This is a genomic window from Blautia schinkii (assembly GCF_013304825.1).
Taxonomy (GTDB): domain Bacteria; phylum Bacillota; class Clostridia; order Lachnospirales; family Lachnospiraceae; genus Blautia_A; species Blautia_A schinkii_B.
Window position 1 is genome coordinate 1 of sequence record NZ_JAAWUO010000020.1, and the last position, 23,544, is coordinate 23,544.

Consider the following 23,544-nt stretch of genomic DNA (forward strand, 5'->3'; position numbering starts at 1 on the left):
TATGAAATTAGCAGGATAATTTTGTGCATTTTTTCAAATTTGCTCATTTATAGTTTCGTAATTTAATAGTTTTTGCTGATTTTTATATCAGTCATTGCAAGTTCCAGCATGGATTAATAGGGAAACCGGTGGAATTCCGGTACGATCCCGTCACTGTAATGGGGAATCCTCAGATATAATGCCACTGGGAGAGACCGGGAAGGCGTCTGAGGGTGAGGAGCCTAAGTCAGGAGACCTGCTTGCAATTGTCCAGGAATGATTCTTACGGAAGATAGGAAACATGCTTTTTTGTGCCCGGTATTTCGTCGCGGGCATTTTTTTGTGCATTTTTCTAAAAATCTTATGTATTTCTGCCTAATAGAATCCCTGTTGCTATATAATCTGACTATTTTACGATAAGTCAGTTAAAGATGACTGAATTAAAATCGCATCAAAGGAGGAAAGGAGTAAAACGTGACAAAGAAACAAGTTGGAAAAAGATTTCTCCAGATTATAATTGTATTATTTGGAATCAGCTTTTTCACATTTGGACTGACCTACCTGTCACCTGGTGATCCTGCGGAGATCATGCTGACAGAGTGTGGTAATCTTCCTACACCGGAGCTTCTGGAACAGACAAGACATGAGCTTGGTCTTGACCAGCCATTTCTTGTACAGTACGGTTCCTGGCTGAAGGGTGTTGTTACAGGAGATATGGGACAGTCCTATTCTTTCAAAATGCCGGTAACAGACAAACTGGTATCCTGTTTCTGGCCTACACTTAAAATGTCGCTATTGGCACTTCTGATGATGGTCATTATTTCCATACCTTTGGGAATTCTGGCAGCTGTATATCAGAACCGATTTCCGGATTATTTTGTGAGGGGCATTACTTTCGTGGGAGTATCTGTTCCAAGCTTCTGGCTGGGACTTATACTTCTCAGTATCTTTGGAGTTCAGCTTCGCTGGATCAATGTGGCAGGAGGAAGTACTGATTTTAAAGCCATGGTTCTTCCGGCTCTGACCCTTGCACTTGCCATGTCGGCGAAATATACCAGACAGGTAAGAAGTGCAGTACTGGAGGAGCTTCATCAGGATTATGTAACCGGTGCAAGAATGCGAGGAATTAAAGAAAGTGCGATCCTCTGGAAGCATGTTCTTCCTAATGTAATGCTTCCGCTGGTAACACTGCTGGGTCTTTCTCTGGGAAGTCTCCTTGGAGGTACCGCAGTTGTAGAGATCATTTACAACTGGCCGGGAATGGGAAATATGGCGGTAAAAGCAATTTCCTGTCGTGACTATCCTCTTGTACAGGGCTATGTACTCTGGATCGCTATCCTTTATATGTGCATCAACCTGCTTGTGGATCTGTCCTATACTTATCTTGATCCAAGACTTAAGGAGGATAGATAATTGAAAAAGGTATTACGAACATTCAAAGAAAATAAACAATTCACTCTTTTCTTTATTCTGGGTCTTTTGGTGATCGGTGTTGCTATCTTTGCACCGCAGCTTTCACCATATGATCCACTGGATGCAGTTATGACCGAATCACTGCAGGAGCCAAGCTCTGCTCATCCGTTTGGAACGGATAAGCTTGGACGAGATCTTCTTTCCCGTGTTATCTTCGGAACAAGAACTTCTCTGATCATGACCTTATGTCTGGTTGCTGTGATCTTTGTGATTGGTACATTTTTAGGAGTTATCGCCGGATATTTTGGCGGTATTGTTGATGCGGTTATTATGCGTATTGCAGATATGATGATCTCCTTCCCGGGTCTTGTACTGGCTATTGCAATTGCCGGTATGCTGGGACCAAACCTTGTTAATGCCGTTATCTCCATCGCGGCTGTGAGCTGGACGAAATATGCCCGTCTTGCAAGAAGTATGGTTTTAAAAGTCAAGAAGAGTCTTTATATAGAGGCAGCAGTGGTAAACGGAACAAAAACATGGAAAATTCTTCTTGTGCACGTTCTTCCAAACATGGTAACACAGATGGTGGTAACTGCGGCAGCAGATATCGGAACCATGATGCTTGAGCTGGCGTCTCTTTCTTTCCTGGGATTTGGTGCGACTGCGCCGACACCGGAGTGGGGACTTATGCTTAATGAAGGAAGGACCTACATGGCAAAAGCGCCATGGCTTATGATCTATCCTGGTATTGCTATTGTGATCTGCGTTGTTGTTTTCAATATGCTTGGAGACAGCATCCGTGACGTGCTTGATCCGCGCCAGGATTAAAAAATTTTAAAACAGTTTCTGTAACAAACCAACACCAATTAATAAGTATTATTTATCTTTAGGAGGATGAAATGAGAAATAACGTAGTAAAAAAAGTGCTGGCTGCTACACTTGCGTGTATGATGACTTTTTCCATGACAACAGTTGCTCAGGCCAAAGGTGACAAAAACAGTGACAAAGAGATCACCATCGGAGTAACAAGCTTTGCAGATACACTTGAGCCGACAGAGCAGTATTTCAGCTGGGTAGTATCCCGTTACGCGATCGGTGAGTGCCTCACAAAATTCAATGAGAACGGTGAAATTGTTCCATGTCTTGCAGAAGAGTGGGAGAACAGCGAAGATGGTAAAACATGGACATTCAAGATCCGTGAAGGCGTAAAATTTTCCAACGGAGACGACATGACACCGGAGATGGTAAAAGCTTCCATCGAGCGTACTGTTGAAAAAAGTGACCGTGTTCCGGAGTTCTTTGATCTTGACAGCATTGAGGTTGACGGACAGAACCTGATCTTCCATCTGAACAGAGCTAACGCAAACATGGCAGGATGCCTTGCAGACCCACTCTTCCTTATTGTAGATACTAACGTAGATGATTCCACATTCGCAATGGAAGGACCGATCTGTACAGGACCTTACGCAGTAGAGTCCTTCAGCCCGACAGACTCCTGTGTCGTAGTAAAGAATGAGAACTACTGGGATGGAGAAGTTCCTCTTGATAAAGTTACACTGAAATGTGTTGATGACCAGACAACACGTTCCATGGCTCTTCAGACAGGTGAGATCGATATCGCTTATAACCTGAAAACTGAGAATCTGGTTGAGTTTGAGGGAAATGACAACTACGATATCCAGGAGCTTCAGTCTCTTCGTTCCACCTATGCATTCATGAACCAGAATGAGGATCATGCACTCAGTGATAAGGCTCTTCGCCAGGCGCTTCTTCGTGGTCTTGACAAGGAAACATACTGTAATACTCTTCTTGAGGGTGGAGCAACAGCTGGTAAAGCACCGGTTCCTCCGACACTTGACTTTGGATTCGATGACCTGAAGGACGAGAATGCTTATGATCCGGATGGCGCAAAAAAGATTCTTGATGAAGCCGGATATAAAGATGTTGATGGTGATGGATTTGTAGAGACTCCTGACGGAGATCCGCTTGTTCTTGATTTTGTTATCTACACAAGCCGTGCCGAGCTTGGTGTATACGCACAGGCAGCACAGGCCAGCCTGAAAGAGATTGGTATCAATGTAAATCTGAATACTGTAAGTTATGAGACACTTCTTGACATGAGAGATTCCGGTCAGTATGATCTTCTGATCTGGAACGTGCTGGTGGCAAACACAGGAGATCCTGAGAACTACTTAAGAGAGAACTGGTACAGCTCCTCTGCAAACAATACAGCAGGATATAATAACCCGGATGTTGATAAGCTTCTTGATGAGCTTGCTCAGACATTTGATGAGGACAAGAGAAAAGATCTCATCATTGATATTCAGCAGGATATCATGGATGATGCTGCAACTGTATTCTTTGGTTACGAAACAACCTATCTTTTCTCCAACAAGAAGGTAACAGGAGTTAAGATGTATCCGATGGATTACTACTGGCTGACAAAGGATATCACTCTTGCCGAGTAAAGGAGCGTTTACCTATGCTTGAAATCAAGGATCTTTCCGTTCAGTACGGAAAGCAGGCATCTACTATAGAGCATTTCAACCTTTCCATGAAGAAAGGTGAGATCATCAGTGTGGTAGGAGAGAGTGGAAGTGGAAAAACGACAGTTATCCGTGCAGTTCTCGGCGCACTTGCCGGGGGCGGCCGGGTAAGTGCCGGTGATATCCAATTCAACGGAAAATCTCTGCTTTCCAATACAAAGGATGAATGGAGAAAATTAAGAGGCACCCGAATTTCCATGATCTTTCAGGACTGTGGGGGAACCCTGAACCCGATCCGTAAGATCGGAAGTCAGTACGTGGAGTATATTTGCACACATACTGATGTATCCAAAGCAGAGGCATGGAAAAAAGGATGCTCCATGCTTCAGAAAATGCGTCTTCCTGACGCGGAAAATATTATGAAAAGCTATCCTCACCAGCTTTCCGGCGGTATGCGCCAGCGAGTTGGTATTGCTATGGCAATGACTTTTAACCCGGAACTTCTTCTGGCAGATGAGCCTACCAGTGCACTGGATGTTACCACACAGGCGCAGATCGTGCGTCAGATGATGGAGCTCCGTGATGATTTCGGTACAGGTATCATTATTGTTACCCACAATATCGGTGTTGCAGCTTATATGGCAGATCAGCTGGTTGTGATGCAGAACGGAAAAGTTGTGGATCAGGGAACCCGTGATGAAGTCATGAATAACCCGACAAGTGATTATACAAAGAAACTGCTGGCTGCAGTGCCGGAAATGGAGGGACAGCGTTATGTTTAATGAATCAGATATCGTACTCAGTGCGAAACATATCGTAAAACAGTTCCCGGCTTCCGGCGGCAGAACTTTAACAGCCTGCAATGATGTCAATTTAAATGTTTATAAAGGAAAGACGCTGGGAATTGTAGGAGAGAGCGGCTGCGGTAAATCAACCTTTGTCCGCATAGTCATTTCTCTTGACAAACCGACGAACGGAGAAATCCTCTACCATGGGAAAAATCTTTCCAATCTCTCCAAAAAAGAAACATGGCTGAACCGTCAGAATATGCAGATGGTATTCCAGGATCCGCTGGCGTCCTTTGACCCGAAAATGAAGATCGTGGATATTCTCACAGAGCCACTGATCAATTACGGAAAACTGAAAAGAAGCGAAAAAGAATCCAAAGCCAGAGAACTTCTGGAGATGGTAGAGCTTCCCGGAGATTTCGTGGATCGATATCCTCATAACATGAGTGGTGGTCAGAGACAGCGTATCAGCATTGCGCGTGCACTTTCTCTTGAACCTGAGATCCTGGTATGTGATGAAGCTACCTCAGCACTTGATGTTTCCGTGCAGGAATCAGTCATCCGCCTTCTCGTACGTCTTCAGAAAGAGAAGAATATCAGCATGCTGTTTATCTGTCATGATCTGGCACTGATCCGTTCTTTTGCCCATCAGATCGCAGTTATGTATCTTGGTAATATTGTAGAGGTAATTCCAGGAGAAGATGTTGCAGAAAAATCTCTTCATCCTTACACACAGGCACTTCTGAGAGCACAGTTTTCCATTCATATGGATCAGGACAAAAAAATCGAGAGCATTGAGAGTGAGGCGCCAAGCCCTCTGGATGTTCCTCATGGCTGCCCATTTCAGAACCGTTGCGAACATTGTATGGAAAAATGTAAAACAACACGGCCTGTACTTACAGAAGTGGAAGCAGGACATGAAGTTGCCTGCCATTATGTAACTGAGAAATAAAGAAAGGCAAAAAACAGTATGATATTTAAAAACTTTAAAATATTGGGCTTTCTGCTGTTGCTGCTTGCTGTTTTTGCAGTTGGCGGAAAAAAAGTTTCTGCTGCTGGCGAAGATGAAGATATCCAATATACAATAGGTGTTGTAGTATATAATCAGGACAGCCCGGAAATGAACATGTTCATGAACTATTACAGAGAATACATCCAACAGGGATTTCCGGTTAAGTTTTATTTTTCAGGAAATATCAGTTCTGCAGAGGATGAGTGCGATTTCATCCGCGCAATGAAGCAGCAGGGTGTGAGCGGGATCATTTCTTTTTATGGACAGGATATCCAGAAGATCGTAGAAACCTGCGATGAGGAAGAAATGTATTATGTTCTTGGTTCCGGAAACATCAGTGATGAAGATTATGACAAGATAAAAAGCAGCCAGTATTTTCTTGGAAGCGTAGGACCGGATGCAAAGGCAGACTATGAAGCCGGCTATAATATGGCTGATTATTTTGCAGATTCAGATACAAGCAATTATATTGTACTGACAGGTGGTTCTTCCGCTGGAAACTATATGCATCTTCAGAGAACCATCGGTGTTCTGGAAGGTCTTGTTGAGAAAGAAGGCCTGACCTATTCCGAAGATGTAGAGAAACTTGCAGTATCTGAGGAAACAACTGTTGTAGATACAGGAAAGGATGATATCAGCATTACCATCTGTCCTGGCTATATGACAGCCCCGAAGGGAATCAATAATCTGAAACATGCTTTTGTAGACGCAAATTATGATGCTGTTCTTTGTACCTTCAATGTAGATGAGATCATGAAGATTATTACAGCAAAAGAAGAGGAGCAGGGATCCAATGTCAAGATCGGAGCAGTTGACTGCTTCTCCCAGGAAAACCATGATGAGATCAACACAGAGGATTCCTTTGGAAATCCTAAAATTGATTACATTGCAGGTATATATGCATCCATGGGTGGTCCTGCCTTTGCAATTCTGTACAATGCAATGGCCGGTTATCCGGAAGCAAATACCGATGATGCAGATTCTAATACAGTGCGTCTGTACCAGGGGTTCTGGAGTGCTTCGGATAAAGATTCTTTCAATGAGCTTTACGGATATACACAGGACATTTACGAAAATGCATACAGCTGTGCAGATCTGATGAAAGTAATCAAGGCTTACAATACAGATACCACACCTGATGATCTGAAAGCTCTGACAGAGGCGTATACAGTGGAAGATGTACAGAAGCGTATCGAAGAAAACTAAACACATATATTGAAAAAGAGCTGTACCGTTACATGGGGTTCAGCCCTTTTTCTTGTTATTAATACAATTTTATACAAAAAATATGTGAAAAAATCCAAAAATACTCTTTACTTTCTTAAGTTAATATAATAAAATCTATAAATATGTAAATATCCGGTATGGAAAAAGGAGATAAAACTCTCAAATGGTGAATTAATACGCCTTTCCATAACGGAAAGGAAGGGAGAGAAACAATGACAACAGCACATATTTGTATAATGGCAGCCATTATCGTCTACCTGGGTGCAATGCTCTTTGTAGGTTATCTGTGTTCCAGGAACAATAATGACAGCTCTGATTTCTATCTTGGAGGAAGAAAGCTTGGTCCGCTTGTAACAGCCATGAGTGCAGAGGCTTCTGACATGAGCAGCTGGCTTCTGATGGGTCTGCCGGGACTTGCTTATCTTACCGGTATTGCAGATGCTGGCTGGACAGCCATTGGTCTTGCAATTGGAACTTACGTAAACTGGAGGATTGTAGCAAAAAAAATTCGCCGCTACACACATGTAGCAGGAAATTCCATCACATTACCATCCTTTTTCAGTAACCGCTACAGAGATGAAAAAAAGATCCTGCAGTCTATCGGAGCGATTTTTATCGTGATCTTTTTTATCCCGTACACGGCCTCAGGATTTGCAGCCTGTGGTAAGCTTTTTGCAAGTCTCTTCGGTGTAAAATATCTGCCGGCCATGATCATCAGTGCACTGGTCATCGTTGGATATACCACACTGGGAGGATTCCTGGCAGCTTCTACCACAGATTTTATCCAGAGTATCATCATGTCCATCGCACTTGTGATCGTATTTGTATTTGGGATCAGTACAGCAGGGGGTATTGATGCAGTTGCAGACCATGCAAGATCCCTGCCTGGATATCTGACTATGTTTACTACATATGATCCGACAACCGGAACAGAACAGGCATATCCACTGCTTAATATTATTTCCATGCTTGCATGGGGACTTGGATATTTCGGAATGCCGCATATTCTTCTTCGTTTCATGGCGATTGAAGATGAAGAGAAACTTACACTTTCCAGAAGAGTGGCAACTACATGGGTAGTGATCTCACTGGCAGTAGCAGTACTGATCGGTGTGGTGGGACTTGGAATGACAGCAGCAGGAGAGTTTGACCTTCTGGAAGGCTCAGCATCTGAGACAATTATCGTTCGGATTGCAGATCTTCTCAGTAAACATGGCGTAATTGCAGCAATTCTTGCAGGACTTATCCTTGCAGGAATCCTTGCGTCCACCATGTCAACTGCAGATTCTCAGCTCCTGGCAGCATCCTCAGCAGTTTCTTCCGATCTTCTCGGAAGCATCCTGAAGGATAAAGAAACCAAAAAAGAAAGCATGGTAGCCGATAAGATCACTCTTCTTCTGATTGCAGTAGTTGCCATGTTTATTGCCCGTGATCCGAACAGTTCCGTGTTCACCATCGTATCCTTTGCCTGGGCAGGCTTCGGAGCTGTATTTGGCCCCGTGGTACTTCTGGCACTATTCTGGAGACGTTCTAACTGGCATGGAGCCCTGGCAGGAATGATCTGCGGTGGCTCCATGGTATTCATCTGGAAGTACGGAATCAGCAAACTGGGGGGCGCCTGGGGAATCTATGAACTTCTTCCGGCTTTTATAGTAGCCATTGCTGCAAATATCATAGTAAGTCTGCTTACCAAAGCTCCATCCAAAGAGATCACTGATGAATTTGACAAGGTAAACCAGAAATAAAAGCCTCTTCCATTTTATCAAATTTAATACATTCAAAACAGCAACACCAAACAATAAAAGCCCGATACAGATGTCCTGATTTGCATCTGTATCGGGCTTTATGTTCATTTAATTTATCAATTTTTCTCATCGAGCTTTTTTAAAAGCTGACTCATAGTCTGGTTCAGCACCGGATGCCGAAAATACGGTGCGATCTCCACCATAGGCTTCAGTACAAAATCACGGTTTTCCATATCAATATGCGGAACATGCAATTCTTCTGTATCAATGATCTCGTTATCATAAAACAAAATATCAAGATCCAGTGTCCGCGGTCCCCAGTGAACGATCCTCTTTCGGTCAGCAGCCTGTTCGAGGATATGCAGTCTGTCAAGAAGATCTTCCGGAGAAAGAAGTGTACGGACTCTCAAAACACCGTTGAGGAATTCATCCTGTTCCACACCACCATAAGGTTCCGTTACAAGATACCCGGAAACCTTCTCAACAACAATTTCCTTCATATCGCGAAGCCCCTGGATCGCATCATCCAGATACTTTTTCTTGTCACCCATATTAGAACCAAATGCAATAAAAGCAGTATGCCATCCACGGGTGATCTCCACAGCAACTGTTTTCAGAGGAAGGCTTACAGGAGCCCACGGTTTCTCTATGCGAAGAGTAATCTTTTTAAGAAGCGGAAGAGAGAGCAGTAACATCTCAGCCAGATTTTCCACAGCAGCTTCCAGCAGTTTATAAGTGTTCTTCTGAAGAAAATCCGTGATCATATGACTGACTTCTCCATAATTAATAGAAGCAGAGAGATCGTCGGTAAGCCCTGCCGGGCGTGTTTCTGTATACATAATTGCAGAAACTACAAATTTCTGTCCAAGAGCAGTTTCTTCCGGAAATACACCATGGTTTGCAAAAATCTCAAGATCTCTGATTTCGATTTTATCCATCAGTTCCTCCTAGCGCCCAAGAATAGCTTCAGTCATTTGGATCACACGTTTATTTTCTTTGATATCATGAACACGGACAAAAGCACAACCTTTCATGATGCCGATTACTGTTGTCGCAAGAGTTCCCTCAACACGCTGGTCAACCGGAAGATCAAGGGTAAGTCCGATCATGGATTTTCTGGAAGTACCGAGAAGAACAGGATATCCAAGCTTCTGGAAGAGCTCAAGGTTATCCATAGTCATAAGATTCATCTCATAGTTTTTTCCGAATCCAACGCCAGGATCGAGAATGATCTTATCATCTGCAATGCCGGCACGTTTGGCGATATTGACGCATTCCTGTGTCTCAGCAAGCATGTCTACAATGAAATTATTGTATTCTGTATTAGCTTTATTATGCATCAGACAGCATGGAGCATTGTATTTTGCAATAACAGGAGCCATCTCAGGATCATATTTCAGTCCCCAGATATCGTTGATCAGATCAGCGCCGTTTTTCAGGGATTCCTCAGCAACACTGCCTTTGTATGTATCTACAGAGATAGGAATGTCAAAACGTTTTTTTACAGCTTCAATAACAGGCAGAATGCGCTCGATTTCTTCCTGTGCACCAACCGGCGTGTGACCAGGACGGGTAGATTCACCGCCGATATCCAGGATATCAGCGCCGTCAGCAATCATGCTTTCGGTATGTCTCAGGGCATTGTCCATGTCGTTCCATTTTCCACCGTCTGAGAAAGAGTCCGGTGTGACATTCAAAATACCCATAATATATGTTTTATTTTTTACATCAAATTCACGATTTCCGATTTTCATGGAAAAACCTCCTAATATTGGATCGTCATATTTTTTTTCTGCGGAGACCAGTAGCATTCCGGTTCTGCTTTGCAGGAGAAACAGTTTCTGGATTTCTTGTCTGCAGTGTAGATCAGTTTTCCAAGTATGGACTGGTCACTCTGGGCACGGTGTCCGCGGATGGCAGAAACGATAGCCATGATCTCGTCCCTGTAAAATCCAAGTTCGTTAAGGATCTGTTCTGCGATCAGAGCTCCGGCCTCATCATGCGGCGTACCATCTTCGTACTGTCTGGCACGTCCGATATCATGCAGAAGAGCAGTGCAGTAGATCATTTCCTTTGAGACAGGATAAGCTTGTTCAAGAGCCTCTATGTAAGCAAGTCTGGCAACATCCAGAAAATGTTCCGGTGTATGTCTGCAGAACTTTCGGTGCTTCTCCAGGATCTGAAGTTTCCCGAGCTCTTTCTGATAGAGAGGATGGTTCCAGATCTGGTTCACCATGTCCATCAGTCTTTTACCATTGCAAGGAACTGTTTCTGAAGTTCCATATTTTCTTTAAATTCGCCTCTTGTAACAGTTGTGACGGTTTTGCTTCCCGGTTTTTTGATTCCACGCATAGTCATGCAGGTGTGTTCTGCTTCCAGCATAACCATAATTCCTTTTGGATCAAGAACTCTCTCCAATGCATCTGCAATCTGAACAGTAAGACGCTCCTGGATCTGAGGCCTTCTTGCGTAAACATCTACTGTACGGGCCAGTTTGCTTAAACCGGTAACTTTGCCGTTTGGAATATAGGCAATATGGGCTTTTCCATAAAATGGCATCAGATGATGCTCGCACATGGAATAAAAAGTGATATCTTTTTCCAAAACCATCTCATTATTTTCTACATGGAACTGCTTCTGAAGATATTCGTCTGCCTCGTTGTCAAGTCCGCCGTAAATTTCTTCACACATACGGGCAATACGCTCAGGTGTTCCCTGAAGACCCTCTCTGTCAACATCTTCGCCGATTCCTTCAAGAAGAAGCTTGATCGCCTCTTCAACTTTCGCTTTGTCTACCATAAATAACAACCTCCATTTTGTTAAAAAAATCACAGCTTTCGGAGACTGTCTTTTTTATTTTTGGGCATAAAAAAAGATATCTCCAATTGTAATAGAACGTATGTCGAAAAAAGCCCTACACAATATGAGATACTCTCTTATATTGCTGCAACGGGTGCGAACTTCATACCGTAAGACGTACTTTTCGTTCTGGCGACAACTCCCCATTCGCCAAACACTTGACGCATAAAGTCCTATTTTGCATATCATTCATTTCAGGGACAAGTATACCATATACTAATACAATAAGAAAGGGAAAATGATAAAAAAATATCACAAAAATGGTGGATATGTTCTATGAATTATGTAGTATTATCTATAGATTTGGCCGATTTTTACAGACTGTACCAGGTACAAAAGAAAGAAAAAGTAAAAGGCAGATAATTCCCGGAACAGTTAAAGTTCTGTTCCGGGTCAGAAGAACTAATGTTGTATCATTTTCATCAGATTTACGATTCGGTCGAGCCTGGCTGCATCTGCCGGATTCTTTCCCATTTTGATCACTTCTATGATCGTGGAAATTTCATGGGAGCTGAAATTCAATCCGGCATTTTTTCCCCTGGAAGCAGCTTCCATAATAAAAGGTAGCAGTTCTGAAGGATTTTTCCCCAATCCCTGATCCGCCAGATTCTGAAGCATGGAGAGTTTTTGTGGATCCATCTGGGAAAGGCGGGGGTCTTTTTTCCAGTCGTCACTCATGGATTATCACCTCCTGGTGGATTTTCATTCATGATCTTCATCATCTGTATGGTTGCCATAAGATTGGTGATCTGATCAATCTGTCTGCGGTTTTGGCTTCCGCAGCACTTTCGTATATCCTGCAGCATTTCCATAGGATCGTTTACGGAGACACTGGCTGCCTGCATATCCGGATAATAACTGCGATTCTGAAACAAAGTCATAGTATTAATAAGCTCCTGGGTTTTGGCATACATGGACAGAAACCGCTGACCTGATGGCGGAAGATAGGGGATCATAGCTTTCAGCATCTGATTTCGGTCACTTTCCACCATTTCGTCCAGGGCAGTTCTGGCAATGAAATCCTGTTCCATAAAAAAGTCCTTTTTCCTGAAATCTATGATTTCTGAAACAGAAATATGACAGAAACACGAAAACTGCCATAATATATATAGAAGAAATTTTTAATAAGGGAAACAGATATGGGAACTGAAAAAAAGCAGAAGCTTGTGATCGATGGAAATGCTTTTTATGAGATAGATCTGAAATGTCTGGAAGATAAGAAAAAGGAGCAGGAAGAGGCCAAAAAACAAGACCAGAAAGGGCAGAGGAAATAACCTCTGCCCCTTTTGGGAGAAAAGAAATCAGCAGCATCCACATCCGTTATTTCCGCAACACAGCAGAAGAAGGATAATGATCCAGCAGCTATCATTACAGCTGTTGTTATTGCATCCGCAGCTATTATTATTTCCGCAGCAGCAAAGCAGGCAGATGATCCAGAGAATGCAGGAGCAGCTGTTTCCACTGCCAAACAGGGAAGTTCCCCATCCATTGTTGCATCCACAGCCATTGTTGCACCCACAGCCATTGTTGCATCCACAGTTATTGCCACATCCGGAATCACAGCCGCATCCACAGTCATTACAGTTTGTAGCCGCTAAGTCACTCATTGATAAGTCCTCCGAAAAATTTGATTACACTTCATCATATGAGGGGAGTCTGTCCCAGGTTACAAAAAAGTTGACAGTGTTTATTCATTACGATATAATAAACCTAATGTAACAATTTTGTAATTTTTAGAAACAGATCCGATATACTCTCGTCGGTTCAGAAAGAATGGGGAAAATTATGAAGAGTTTCAGAAAAAAGAACTGGTTCAAAGGCCTGATGATGGCCGCGCTGCTTCTGATGGGATGTACTTTCCTTTCGCATTCGGCTACAGAAGTACAGGCAGCAACTGCCGGATTTAAAACCATTAACGGAAAGACCTACTACATAAAAAGTAATGGAAGCAAACAGAAAGGCTGGCTTACTCTCGGAAAATATAAATATTATTTCAATAAAAAAACAGGTGTCCAGGTCAAGGGATGGCTCAATGTGAACGGTAAAAAAACATATTATTTTACCAGTAAAAAAGGCGTAATGGTAACAGGATGGCTGACTGATTCAAAAAAACATAAACGCTACTTTGATCCGGCTACTGGTAAGCTGACCAGAGGCTGGATGAAGGACAGTAAAGGTTATAGATATTATTTTACGAGCGGTGAAGGTGTTATGGTTACTGGCTGGATGAAAGACAGCAAAGGTCATCGGCGCTATTTTTATAAAGGTTCCGGAATAATGGCAACGAAATGGCTGAAGAATACCAGCAAGAATATTAATTATTATTTTGAACCAGATACTGGCTATATGGCTACAGGTTGGAAGACTATCAGTAAAAAGAAGTATTATTTTGAGAAAAACACAGGTTATATGGTTACCGGTTTAAAGACCATCAGCGGAAAAAAATATTATTTCAAATCAGATGGTTCCATGGCCGTCAGCACAACGGTAACAGTTAGCGGAGTTACTTATACGATTTCTTCAACCGGAGTGGCCTCAGTTAAGATAAATGACAATAATAGTGGAAGTTCTTCCCATCCGGATAAGAATCTGAGCAATGGAAATGTAAAGGTTTACGATACTAAAAATTCCAGATATTATACCATGGTCAAAGAGTATAAGAGTCATCCGGGAATTGCCAATGGCAAGACAACAGATGAGGAACTTCTTGCTGCACTCTGCGAGTCCGAGGCGGGGGATCAGGGAAAGATCGGAATGGAAGCGGTAGCGCTCTGCGTTCTGAACCGTACGATCAAGACAGATAAAGAATTTCCATCAACGATACGTGGTGTGATCTACGAAAATATTGGAAGCAGCACAACAGCTCAGTATTCCGTAGTCCGTGACGGTGCTCTTTTGAAACGACTGAATGGCAATTTCGAGAATCGTACTCTTGCATATCAGGCTGCCAGAGAGGCTATGACTATTTTTAATAATTATGTTAAAAACGGGAAAGCCAGAACATTAAAAGGATTTAAACAGAAAGATTTCAAATATATGTATTTTATGATGAACAGTGCTTTCAAAAAACAGCCGTTGAATTTTAGTAAAGTTAAATATGAAGTCTACAAAGATCATACGTTTTTTGTAGACTGGGTATAAGAAACAGTTCCCTGTCTGGTGTCAGGCAGGGGATTTTTTCATACTTCATAACAGGAGGGCATATATGAATCCTTATTTCCAGGTGATCATATGGGCAGCAGGCATTGTTCTGCTGTTTGTCGTTTTAATAGCATGGAATAACCATAAATGGAAAAAAATACAGCGGAACCGTATTCGCAGGATATTTGGCAAGGTTCCTGAACGGGAATATTCTCCGGATGATCTGGAACGGATTTCTCACTATTTCCGCAGAAAAGAAAGTGCCGGTTTTTGTATTGATGATATTACATGGAACGATCTGGATATGGACCGTGTTTTCATGCAGATGAATCAGACAGTTTCTTCGCCTGGTGAAGATGTTCTTTATGATATGCTCCGAAGACCTGCTTTTGATAAAAAAATACTGGAAGAACGGGAAAAAGAGATAAGATTTTTCGATACTCATGAGCAGGAACGCACAGAACTCCAGCTGATGTTAGCTTCTGTCGGAAAAACTAGGATCGGTTCCCTGTCAGATACAGTTCTGGCATTAAAAGATGCTCCGGTTATTGATCTTAAAATCCATATTGTCATGCTTGCAGCACTTCTTTCAAGTCTTTTTATTTTGCTTCCGATGTATCCGATGGCAGGTTTTCTTGTATTTATCTGTCTGATGATCGCAAATATTGTCATTTATTATGCAAGTATCGGTCAGAAGGTCATGGAAGCCTATCTGGACTGTTTTAATCATCTTCTGAAAATGCTGGGAGCAGCAGACGATATGCAGACTGTGGACTGGCCGGAAGTCAAAAAACAGATGGATGCTATCAGAGAAGGGAAAAAAGAATTCGGCCGTTTTCGGAAAAAAGCTGTTATGCTTACCAGTAAAAATGCAGACTCCGGAGATCCGTTTCAGATTTTTATGAGTTATGTGCGGATGGTTTTTCATGTTGATATTTTAATGTATAATTCCGTGCTGAAAGAAGTTCAGGATAAAACAGGACAGATCATGAACCTGATCGACAATATCGGAGAGCTGGACGCACTGATCTCCATTGCTTCTTTCCGTCGGATACTGCCTGAGTGGTGTAACCCGGAGTTTATACTCTGGAAAGAAGAGGATCATCAACCAGTACGCCTGGAAACAGAAGCTCTCTATCATCCGCTGATCTCTAATCCGGTGGCCAACAGCATTACAGCAGAGGGAGGAACGCTGATCACTGGTTCCAATGCCTCCGGCAAGTCCACTTTTCTTAAAAATGTGGCTATCAACGGCATTCTGGCACAGACGATCCACACCTGTACAGCATCATCCTGCCATATGCCATTTCTCAAGGTCATGACTTCCATGGCACTAAGAGATGATATCAGCAGTGGTGAGAGTTATTTTATCGTAGAGATTCGCTCCCTGAAACGGATTCTGGATGAAAGCCGTAAAAAAGAGCCTCTTCTCTGTGTGATTGATGAAGTGTTAAGAGGAACGAATACAATTGAACGTATTGCAGCTTCTTCTCAGATTCTTAATGTACTTCGCGGAAACTGGATGCTGCCTTTTGCGGCGACCCATGATATTGAGCTTTCCTATATTCTGGATGGTATTTATAGAAATTATCATTTCAAAGAAGAAGTCAAAGACAGGGAGATAGTGTTTAATTATCTGCTTCAGCGGGGAAGAGCCACAACAAGGAATGCAATTCGTCTTCTGGATATGCTGGGATACGATCCTGAACTTGTGAAGGATGCCGGAAACGCAGCAGTAGAATTTGAGCACACAGGTGTCTGGAAAAAAATTCTTGCACAGAAGAGATAGGACAGGTATAATCGGATAGAAATCAATACTGTAAATTAATAAAAATAGAATATATATTAAAGTGGAATGAAAATGTCTGCTTTATATTCAATTTAGATTCAAGGAGTAGATTATATGCAGGTGAAAATCTATACAGACGGTGCAGCCCGTGGAAATCCTGACGGACCAGGCGGCTATGGAGCAGTTCTTCAGTATATTGACACCAAAGGACAGCTTCACGAAAGAGAATTATCAAGAGGGTATCGGAAAACTACGAACAATCGAATGGAACTGATGGCAGCCATTGTGGCACTGGAAGCTCTTACACGTCCCTGCCAGGTGGATCTCTATTCTGATTCCAAATATCTGGTAGATGCTTTTAACCAGCACTGGATCGATTCCTGGCTCAGGAAGAACTGGAAACGCGGAAAGAATGAAGATGTAAAGAATGTAGATCTCTGGAAACGCCTTTTAAAGGCCAAAGAACAGCATCAGGTAAACTTCCACTGGGTTAAAGGACATGCAGATAATCCGTTAAATGAACGGTGCGATCAACTTGCAACATCGGCAGCAGATGGCAATGAACTTTACGTAGATGAAGGCCTGAAATAATAATTTTAAATGGCCGTTTTCTGTAAAATAAGCAACTATATTCTGCTGCTTTAAGTTGTCAAAGCAATATTAAAATTTCTTGACAAACAAAAAAGCAGTTTGTATACTTCATATAGTATAGTAAAAGGCGAGGAAGGGAAGAAGTAACCCAGGGAAAACCCCACAGAGAGCAGCCGGCAGGTGAGAGGCGCAGGGTGGAACTTTCGTGAATACATCCCGGAGCTGCGCACCGAATCATGATTTAATACTGTGAAATATAGATTTTACAGATAGGCTGCGACGGATAGCACCCGTTATTGTGCTGAAGTGATTTTATATCTTGTTATATATTGACATAAAGGATATAAATTCACTTTATGAGGCAGGAAATGCGAGTTTTCTGTAAATTTAGGTGGTAACGCGGGACCCGGTTCTCGTCCTAAACGGACAGGAACCGGGCATTTTTATTTTTTACGCTAATACTGTAAATTATAAACTTTATGTAACAAAAAAGCGTAAACATAAAAGCTATACAGGAGGAAAGAACAATGACAGTTTGGGATGAACTGAAAGCACGTGGCCTGATCGCGCAGGTTACAGACGAAGATGAGATTAAAGAGATGGTAAATAACGGGAAAGCCACATTCTATATCGGCTTTGACCCGACAGCAGACAGCCTTCATGTAGGTCACTTCATGGCTCTTTGCCTGATGAAGAGACTGCAGATGGCAGGCAACCGTCCGATCGCCCTTCTTGGCGGTGGAACAGGAATGATCGGTGATCCGTCCGGAAGAACCGATATGCGTCAGATGCTGACAAAAGAGACCATCCAGCACAATATTGACTGCTTTAAACAGCAGATGAGCCGTTTCATCGATTTCTCCGATGGAAAAGCTCTTATGGTAAACAATGCTGACTGGCTTATGAATCTTAATTATGTAGAGCTTCTCCGCGAGGTAGGTGCTCACTTTTCCGTAAACCGTATGCTGACAGCAGAGTGTTACAAACAGCGTATGGAGCGAGGCTTAAGCTTCTTGGAATTCAACTACATGATCATGCAGAGCTACGATTTTTACATGCTGTACCAGAAATACGGCTGCAATATGCAGTTCGGCGGTGATGACCAGTGGAGCAATATGCTTGGCGGAACAGAGCTGATCCGCCGTAAGCTTGGCAAAGATGCTTATGCTATGACTATCACACTGCTTCTCAACTCTGAGGGCAAGAAGATGGGCAAGACACAGTCCGGAGCTGTATGGCTTGATCCGAACAAGACATCTCCGTTTGATTTCTACCAGTACTGGAGAAATGTAGACGATGCAGATGTTATCAAATGTATGCGTCTTCTTACATTCCTTCCACTTGAAGAAATCGATGAGATGGCCAAATGGGAAGGAAGCGAGCTGAACAAAGCAAAAGAGATTCTTGCATACCAGCTGACAGAGCTTGTACACGGTGAGGAAGAGGCCAAGAAAGCACAGGAAGGTGCACGCGCACTGTTTTCAGGTGCGGATACTTCTCATATGCCGACAACCGAGCTTGCAGAGGAGGATTTTGATGAGAAAGGAAAAATCGACCTGATCACACTTCTTGTAAAAGCAGAGCTGGTACCAAGCCGTTCCGAGGGTCGTCGTGCGATTCAGCAGGGTGGTGTCTCCATCGACGGTGAGAAGATTACAGATATCTATCACACTGTTGAAAAAGATGCTTTTGCAGGAGAAGGAATCGTTCTCAAGCGAGGCAAAAAGAAATTCAAAAAAATCTGTGTAAAATAATTTCCCGTATATGCAGCATTTCCGAATGCAGATTTCAAGATCAGGGAATGTTGCAAAAAGGGGCTGACACAAGGAGGATAACAACATGAAAAAGTACGGAGTGAACGAACTTCGTAAGATGTTCCTTGATTTTATGGAAAGCAAGGGACATCTTGTAATGAAAAGCTTTTCCCTGGTTCCGCAGGGAGATAAGAGTCTTCTTCTGATCAATGCAGGTATGGCTCCGCTGAAACCATATTTCACAGGTGCTGAGAAACCGCCAAGAACAAGAGTGACAACCTGCCAGAAATGTATCCGCACAGGAGATATCGAAAACGTAGGTAAAACTGCACGCCATGGTACATTCTTTGAAATGCTCGGTAACTTCTCTTTTGGTGATTACTTCAAAAAAGAAGCAATTCACTGGTCCTGGGAGTTTCTTACAGAGGTTGTAGGACTTGATGCAAACCGTCTCTATCCATCCATTTATCTGGATGATAATGAAGCCTTCGATATCTGGAACAAAGAGGTCGGAATTCCGGCCGAACGTATTTTCCGTTTCGGAAAAGAAGACAACTTCTGGGAGCATGGTGCAGGTCCGTGTGGTCCATGTTCTGAGATTTACTATGACCGTGGGGAAAAATATGGCTGCGGTAAACCAGGATGTACAGTAGGTTGTGACTGTGACCGCTACATGGAAGTATGGAACAACGTTTTCACACAGTTTGAGAATGATGGAAATGGAAACTATACAACACTGAAGCAGAAGAACATTGATACAGGTATGGGACTTGAGCGACTTGCTGTAGTTGTTCAGGATGTAGATTCTATTTTTGATGTAGATACGATCTGTGCACTTCGTAATCTTGTTTGCGAGATCGCACATAAAGAATATGAGAAAAACTATGCAGACGATGTTTCTATCCGTCTGATCACAGACCATATCCGTTCTGCAACATTTATGATCTCCGATGGAATCATGCCAACCAACGAAGGCCGCGGCTATGTTCTCCGTCGTCTGATCCGCCGTGCAGCACGTCACGGACGTCTTCTCGGCATTGAAGGAACATTCCTTGCAAAATTAAGTGCGCAGGTGATCGAGAGCTCCAAAGCCGGTTATCCGGAACTTGAGGAGAAGAAGGAGTTTATCTTCCGTGTTCTCACAAACGAGGAGAATCAGTTCAACAAGACCATCGACCAGGGACTTCGCATCCTTTCTGATATGGAAGAGGATATGAAGAAAGCTGGCGAGAAAACTCTTTCCGGTGAAAACGCATTCAAGCTTTATGATACTTACGGATTCCCTCTTGACCTTACAAAAGAGATCCTTGAGGAAAAAGGTTACGGTATTGATGAGGAAGGCTTCCAGAAAGCAATGGAAGAGCAGAGAGTCAAAGCACGTACTGCCCGTGAAGTAACTAACTATATGGGCGCAGATGCAACTGTATATGATGATATTGATGTCAATGTAACTACAGAGTTCGTTGGTTATGATCATCTTACTTTTGATTCCAAAGTAACTGTCCTTACCACAGAGACAGAGATTGCAGATTCTCTCACAGAAGGACAGAAAGGTACTGTATTTGTAGAACAGACTCCTTTCTATGCAACTATGGGTGGACAGGAAGGCGATACCGGTGTGATCGAGACTGCAAACGGTAAATTTGTTGTTGAGGACACCATCAAACTGCGCGGCGGCAAGTTTGGCCATGTAGGACATATGGAGTCCGGCATGATCACCGCAGGCGAGACAGTATCCCTGAAAGTAAATGAAGATGCAAGAAAAGATACAGAGAAAAACCACAGTGCAACACATCTTCTTCAGAAAGCGCTGAAAACTGTTCTGGGTTCCCATGTAGAGCAGAAGGGTTCTCTTGTAACACCGGACAGACTTCGGTTTGATTTTGCTCATTTCCAGGCTATGACAGCTGAGGAAATCCAGGCAGCAGAGGAGCTTGTAAACAAAGAGATCCAGGCAGGTCTTGATGTCCATACAGATGTCATGGATGTGGAAGAGGCCAAGAAATCCGGAGCAATGGCTCTTTTCGGTGAGAAATATGACCAGAAGGTACGTGTAGTATCCATGGGTGACTTCTCCAAAGAGCTCTGTGGCGGTACACATGTAAAGAACACAAGCTCCATCATGCTCTTTAAAATCGTTTCCGAGTCCGGTATTGCAGCAGGTGTCCGCCGTATTGAGGCACTGACAGGCAAAGCTGTTATCGACTACTACAGAAAACAGGAAGAGCTTCTTCATGAGGCAGCAAAAGCATTAAAGGCTAATACATCTGAGGTAGTAGAGAAAATCGGCCATCTTCAGTCTGAGGTAAAAGCACTTCAGAGCGAGAACGAGTCCCTCAAGAGCAAAGCAGCTCAGAGTGCACTTGGTGATGTTATGGATAAAGTCATTGAAGTAAACGGCGTGAAACTCCTTGCCGCCAAAGTTGATGGCGTTGATATGAACGGCCTGAGAGATCTTGGTGACAAGCTGAAAGAACAGCTCGGCGAAGGTGTTGTCCTTCTTGCTGCAGTAAACGGCGGTAAGGTAAATCTCCTTGCAATGGCAACAGATGCAGCTCAGAAAGCGGGAGCTCATGCAGGAAATCTCATCAAGGCAGTAGCAGCTATCGTTGGCGGTGGCGGCGGTGGACGTCCGAACATGGCACAGGCCGGCGGAAAGAATCCGGAGAAAGCTCAGGAAGCTATGGATGCAGCAGCAGGAATCCTGGAGAAACAGCTGACAAAATAAGTATAATATTCGAGATTTACATTTTTGACAAATTTTTCATAAAAAATGCGAAAAGCTGTTGACGAAACCTTGTGTTATGATATATAATAACACTCGTGCAAGAAAAATACCCAGACAGTTGTATTTTAGCACAATCTACAACTGGAGGGAGGTTAGGTGTGAGTCTATGTCAAACGTTATCGTAAAAGAGAACGAGACTTTAGATAGCGCTCTTCGCAGATTCAAGAGAAGCTGTGCTAAGGCGGGAATCCAGCAGGAAATCCGTAAGAGAGAGCATTACGAGAAGCCAAGCGTTCGTCGTAAGAAAAAATCTGAAGCCGCAAGAAAACGTAAATATAATTAATTGTGCGCAAAAAAATCCCTGGCTATATGGTCAGGGATTTTTAATTAAAAAAGAGCAGCAGACAGTTTGACAAAAGGGAAAAAATATGAACTTAATCATTAAACTAATAATCAAACCATTGCAGTCACTTCTGAAATTACTGTTTAATCGAATTTTTTATGTAGCACTTGCTCTGATCGTACAGCTGGCATGGCTGCTGATCGCATTGTTCCGTCTCATGGAGTATTCCAGATGGGTAACGATCGGAATGCAGGCAGCCGGTTTTCTGGTTGTCCTTTGGATCGTAAACAAGAAGATTAACCCTTCCTATAAACTTGCGTGGACAATGCTGATCCTTGTTTTTCCGGTTTTTGGTGTTTCCTTGTATCTTCTGTTCGGTAAATCGCGAATTGGAACAGTCATGGAACAACATTATCAGAAACTGATCAACGAGACAGCAGAATATCTGGAAGGCTCAGAGAGCACCAGAAACCACCTGATGGAAGACGACCAGTCCATGGCTATCCAGTCAGAATATATATGGAAGTATTCCAGATATCCTGTTTACGAGAACACTTCTGCAGAATATTTTCAGGTAGGAGACGATATGTTCCCGGTTCTTGTCCATGAGCTTGAACAGGCGAAACATTTCATATTCATTGAATATTTTATCATCAATGACGGTGTTATGTGGCATACAATCCTGAACATCCTTGAGAAAAAAGCGAAAGAAGGCGTGGATGTCCGGCTGATCTATGACGGATTTGGCTGTCTTACTACATTGCCTTATAAATATGATGAAGAAATGCGCAAACATGGAATTAAATGTGAAGTATTCAATCGTTTCCGCCCGATCCTTAACATTATCCAGAATAACCGTGACCACCGCAAGATCTGCGTGATCGATGGCTGGACAGGTTTTACAGGTGGAATTAACCTTGCAGATGAATACATCAATCAGCGCAAGCGTTTCGGGCACTGGAAAGATACAGCCGTTATGCTTAAAGGTGACGGTGTCTGGAATATGACAGCCATGTTTCTTTATATGTGGGGAATCGTTAGCAGAACAGATACTTCTTCTGATTTTGGCAACTATGTACCTCACAGATGGCATCCGGAACAATTCGAAGGAAGCGGCTATGTACAACCATTTTGCGATTCACCACTTGATGATGAGGTCGTAGGTGAGAATGTTTATCTGAATATCATCAACCGTGCCAAAAACTATGTCTATATCTGTACACCGTATCTGATCATCGACAACGAGATGATGACAGCCCTTTGCCTTGCGGCAAAAAGCGGCGTGGATGTTCGGATCATGACACCTGGCATCCCGGATAAGAAGATGGTATTTCTTCTGACCCAGTCTTATTATAAACAGCTCCTGGAATCCGGTGTAAAAATCTACGAATACCAGCCGGGATTCCTTCATGCAAAATCTTTTGTCTGCGATGACAAAGTAGGAGTTGTGGGAACCATCAACCTTGATTATAGAAGTCTTTATCTGCATTTTGAGGATGGTGTATGGCTGTATAAGAATGATGTGGTACTGGATATCCGTAATGATTTTCTGGAGACACTTGAGTATTGCAGCAGCATTGATCTGGAATTCTGTCTGAAACGGAATATCACAGTACGTGCCATGCAGAATATACTGAGGGTTTTTGCTCCGCTGCTGTAAAAACTCTTTGACAGACAAGTATAAATTCT

22 protein-coding genes, 2 riboswitches and 1 other annotated feature are annotated in these 23,544 nt (G+C 42.9%); of the genes, 16 read left to right on the top strand and 6 right to left on the bottom strand.

From position 1 onward, the window contains the following. Positions 1-81: 81 nt before the first annotated feature. A riboswitch (cobalamin riboswitch) is annotated at positions 82-257 on the top strand. Between the two features lie 196 nt (positions 258-453). The 7 genes from nikB to putP all read left to right on the top strand — a co-directional run bounded on the left by nikB (position 454) and on the right by putP (position 8,650). Next, positions 454-1,392 (top strand): nickel ABC transporter permease, encoded by a 939-nt coding sequence (gene nikB / locus HFM85_RS13870; protein WP_173738891.1) that lies wholly within the window; start codon positions 454-456, stop codon positions 1,390-1,392. Then, positions 1,393-2,220 (top strand): nickel transporter permease, encoded by an 828-nt coding sequence (nikC, locus tag HFM85_RS13875; RefSeq protein ID WP_173738892.1) that lies wholly within the window; start codon positions 1,393-1,395, stop codon positions 2,218-2,220. Positions 2,221-2,291: 71 nt separating this feature from the next. Continuing rightward, the gene (locus tag HFM85_RS13880) at positions 2,292-3,860 is read left to right on the top strand and encodes an ABC transporter substrate-binding protein (protein ID WP_173738893.1); all 1,569 of its coding nucleotides are present in this window, start codon (positions 2,292-2,294) and stop codon (positions 3,858-3,860) included. Positions 3,861-3,874: 14 nt separating this feature from the next. Then, complete coding sequence (locus tag HFM85_RS13885) at positions 3,875-4,660, top strand: ABC transporter ATP-binding protein (protein ID WP_173738894.1); 786 nt, start codon at positions 3,875-3,877, stop codon at positions 4,658-4,660. After that, positions 4,653-5,618 (top strand): oligopeptide/dipeptide ABC transporter ATP-binding protein, encoded by a 966-nt coding sequence (locus HFM85_RS13890; RefSeq protein ID WP_173738895.1) that lies wholly within the window; start codon positions 4,653-4,655, stop codon positions 5,616-5,618. Before HFM85_RS13885 ends, HFM85_RS13890 begins: the two co-directional genes overlap by 8 nt. An 18-nt stretch (positions 5,619-5,636) precedes the next feature. After that, a complete protein-coding gene (locus HFM85_RS13895; protein WP_173738896.1) occupies positions 5,637-6,884 on the top strand; it encodes a type 1 periplasmic-binding domain-containing protein in 1,248 nt (415 codons plus the stop codon). A 233-nt stretch (positions 6,885-7,117) separates the two neighbouring features. After that, a complete protein-coding gene (gene putP / locus HFM85_RS13900) occupies positions 7,118-8,650 on the top strand; it encodes a sodium/proline symporter PutP (protein WP_173738897.1) in 1,533 nt (510 codons plus the stop codon). A gap of 116 nt (positions 8,651-8,766) precedes the next feature. Here putP and folK read toward each other — a convergent pair whose 3' ends face one another. From folK to HFM85_RS13930, 6 genes are all read right to left on the bottom strand, one after another. Continuing rightward, complete coding sequence (gene folK, locus HFM85_RS13905; protein ID WP_173738898.1) at positions 8,767-9,588, bottom strand: 2-amino-4-hydroxy-6-hydroxymethyldihydropteridine diphosphokinase; 822 nt, start codon at positions 9,586-9,588, stop codon at positions 8,767-8,769. A gap of 9 nt (positions 9,589-9,597) precedes the next feature. Next, positions 9,598-10,404, bottom strand: coding sequence for a dihydropteroate synthase (gene folP / locus HFM85_RS13910; protein ID WP_173738899.1), 807 nt, complete (start codon positions 10,402-10,404; stop codon positions 9,598-9,600). A gap of 11 nt (positions 10,405-10,415) precedes the next feature. Next, positions 10,416-10,886 carry an HD domain-containing protein gene (locus HFM85_RS13915; protein ID WP_330594916.1) on the bottom strand — a complete coding sequence of 157 codons (471 nt, stop codon included), beginning with the start codon at positions 10,884-10,886 and terminating at the stop codon, positions 10,416-10,418. Positions 10,887-10,891: 5 nt separating this feature from the next. Beyond that, a complete protein-coding gene (gene folE / locus HFM85_RS13920; protein WP_119240016.1) occupies positions 10,892-11,449 on the bottom strand; it encodes a GTP cyclohydrolase I FolE in 558 nt (185 codons plus the stop codon). 146 nt (positions 11,450-11,595) lie between these two features. Next, positions 11,596-11,692: riboswitch (THF riboswitch) on the bottom strand. Between the two features lie 219 nt (positions 11,693-11,911). After that, entirely contained in the window at positions 11,912-12,187 is a 276-nt protein-coding gene (locus HFM85_RS13925; protein WP_119240017.1) for a hypothetical protein, read from the bottom strand. Continuing rightward, positions 12,184-12,540, bottom strand: a complete 357-nt coding sequence (locus tag HFM85_RS13930; protein WP_173738901.1) for a hypothetical protein — start codon at positions 12,538-12,540, stop codon at positions 12,184-12,186. The genes HFM85_RS13925 and HFM85_RS13930 overlap by 4 nt, the downstream gene beginning before the upstream one ends. A 108-nt stretch (positions 12,541-12,648) precedes the next feature. On the opposite strand from HFM85_RS13930, the gene HFM85_RS16450 reads away from it, so the two are divergent. From HFM85_RS16450 to cls, 9 genes are all read left to right on the top strand, one after another. Further along, complete coding sequence (locus HFM85_RS16450) at positions 12,649-12,783, top strand: hypothetical protein (protein WP_264292029.1); 135 nt, start codon at positions 12,649-12,651, stop codon at positions 12,781-12,783. Between the two features lie 12 nt (positions 12,784-12,795). Next, on the top strand, positions 12,796-13,107 hold the full coding sequence (locus tag HFM85_RS16800; RefSeq protein ID WP_173738902.1) for a hypothetical protein: 312 nt from the start codon (positions 12,796-12,798) through the stop codon (positions 13,105-13,107). A gap of 187 nt (positions 13,108-13,294) precedes the next feature. Then, positions 13,295-14,650: a cell wall hydrolase gene (locus HFM85_RS13940; protein WP_173738903.1), complete on the top strand. Its 1,356-nt coding sequence runs from the start codon at positions 13,295-13,297 to the stop codon at positions 14,648-14,650. A 64-nt stretch (positions 14,651-14,714) separates the two neighbouring features. Continuing rightward, a complete protein-coding gene (locus HFM85_RS13945) occupies positions 14,715-16,439 on the top strand; it encodes a MutS-related protein (protein WP_173738904.1) in 1,725 nt (574 codons plus the stop codon). A gap of 114 nt (positions 16,440-16,553) precedes the next feature. Next, positions 16,554-17,030 carry a ribonuclease HI gene (rnhA, locus tag HFM85_RS13950; RefSeq protein ID WP_173738905.1) on the top strand — a complete coding sequence of 159 codons (477 nt, stop codon included), beginning with the start codon at positions 16,554-16,556 and terminating at the stop codon, positions 17,028-17,030. Between the two features lie 121 nt (positions 17,031-17,151). Further along, positions 17,152-17,454, top strand: a binding site (T-box leader). A 103-nt stretch (positions 17,455-17,557) separates the two neighbouring features. Continuing rightward, positions 17,558-18,784 (top strand): tyrosine--tRNA ligase, encoded by a 1,227-nt coding sequence (gene tyrS / locus HFM85_RS13955; RefSeq protein ID WP_173738906.1) that lies wholly within the window; start codon positions 17,558-17,560, stop codon positions 18,782-18,784. Positions 18,785-18,869: 85 nt separating this feature from the next. Then, positions 18,870-21,512, top strand: a complete 2,643-nt coding sequence (gene alaS / locus HFM85_RS13960; RefSeq protein WP_173738907.1) for an alanine--tRNA ligase — start codon at positions 18,870-18,872, stop codon at positions 21,510-21,512. Between the two features lie 166 nt (positions 21,513-21,678). Further along, complete coding sequence (rpsU, locus tag HFM85_RS13965; RefSeq protein WP_004222305.1) at positions 21,679-21,855, top strand: 30S ribosomal protein S21; 177 nt, start codon at positions 21,679-21,681, stop codon at positions 21,853-21,855. A gap of 85 nt (positions 21,856-21,940) precedes the next feature. Continuing rightward, positions 21,941-23,515 (top strand): cardiolipin synthase, encoded by a 1,575-nt coding sequence (gene cls, locus HFM85_RS13970; RefSeq protein WP_243251335.1) that lies wholly within the window; start codon positions 21,941-21,943, stop codon positions 23,513-23,515. Positions 23,516-23,544: the final 29 nt, after the last annotated feature.

Coding starts and splice junctions, on each gene's coding strand:
- tyrS (WP_173738906.1), top strand. CDS start 17,558: ATGACAGTTTGGGATGAACTGAAAGCACGTGGCCTGATCGCGCAGGTT.
- HFM85_RS13895 (WP_173738896.1), top strand. CDS start 5,637: ATGATATTTAAAAACTTTAAAATATTGGGCTTTCTGCTGTTGCTGCTT.
- HFM85_RS13930 (WP_173738901.1), bottom strand. CDS start 12,540: ATGGAACAGGATTTCATTGCCAGAACTGCCCTGGACGAAATGGTGGAA.
- HFM85_RS13925 (WP_119240017.1), bottom strand. CDS start 12,187: ATGAGTGACGACTGGAAAAAAGACCCCCGCCTTTCCCAGATGGATCCA.
- folK (WP_173738898.1), bottom strand. CDS start 9,588: ATGGATAAAATCGAAATCAGAGATCTTGAGATTTTTGCAAACCATGGT.
- alaS (WP_173738907.1), top strand. CDS start 18,870: ATGAAAAAGTACGGAGTGAACGAACTTCGTAAGATGTTCCTTGATTTT.
- rnhA (WP_173738905.1), top strand. CDS start 16,554: ATGCAGGTGAAAATCTATACAGACGGTGCAGCCCGTGGAAATCCTGAC.
- folE (WP_119240016.1), bottom strand. CDS start 11,449: ATGGTAGACAAAGCGAAAGTTGAAGAGGCGATCAAGCTTCTTCTTGAA.
- HFM85_RS13940 (WP_173738903.1), top strand. CDS start 13,295: ATGAAGAGTTTCAGAAAAAAGAACTGGTTCAAAGGCCTGATGATGGCC.
- folP (WP_173738899.1), bottom strand. CDS start 10,404: ATGAAAATCGGAAATCGTGAATTTGATGTAAAAAATAAAACATATATT.
- HFM85_RS13945 (WP_173738904.1), top strand. CDS start 14,715: ATGAATCCTTATTTCCAGGTGATCATATGGGCAGCAGGCATTGTTCTG.
- HFM85_RS13915 (WP_330594916.1), bottom strand. CDS start 10,886: ATGGTGAACCAGATCTGGAACCATCCTCTCTATCAGAAAGAGCTCGGG.
- rpsU (WP_004222305.1), top strand. CDS start 21,679: ATGTCAAACGTTATCGTAAAAGAGAACGAGACTTTAGATAGCGCTCTT.
- HFM85_RS13880 (WP_173738893.1), top strand. CDS start 2,292: ATGAGAAATAACGTAGTAAAAAAAGTGCTGGCTGCTACACTTGCGTGT.
- HFM85_RS13890 (WP_173738895.1), top strand. CDS start 4,653: ATGTTTAATGAATCAGATATCGTACTCAGTGCGAAACATATCGTAAAA.
- HFM85_RS16450 (WP_264292029.1), top strand. CDS start 12,649: ATGGGAACTGAAAAAAAGCAGAAGCTTGTGATCGATGGAAATGCTTTT.
- putP (WP_173738897.1), top strand. CDS start 7,118: ATGACAACAGCACATATTTGTATAATGGCAGCCATTATCGTCTACCTG.
- cls (WP_243251335.1), top strand. CDS start 21,941: ATGAACTTAATCATTAAACTAATAATCAAACCATTGCAGTCACTTCTG.
- HFM85_RS13885 (WP_173738894.1), top strand. CDS start 3,875: ATGCTTGAAATCAAGGATCTTTCCGTTCAGTACGGAAAGCAGGCATCT.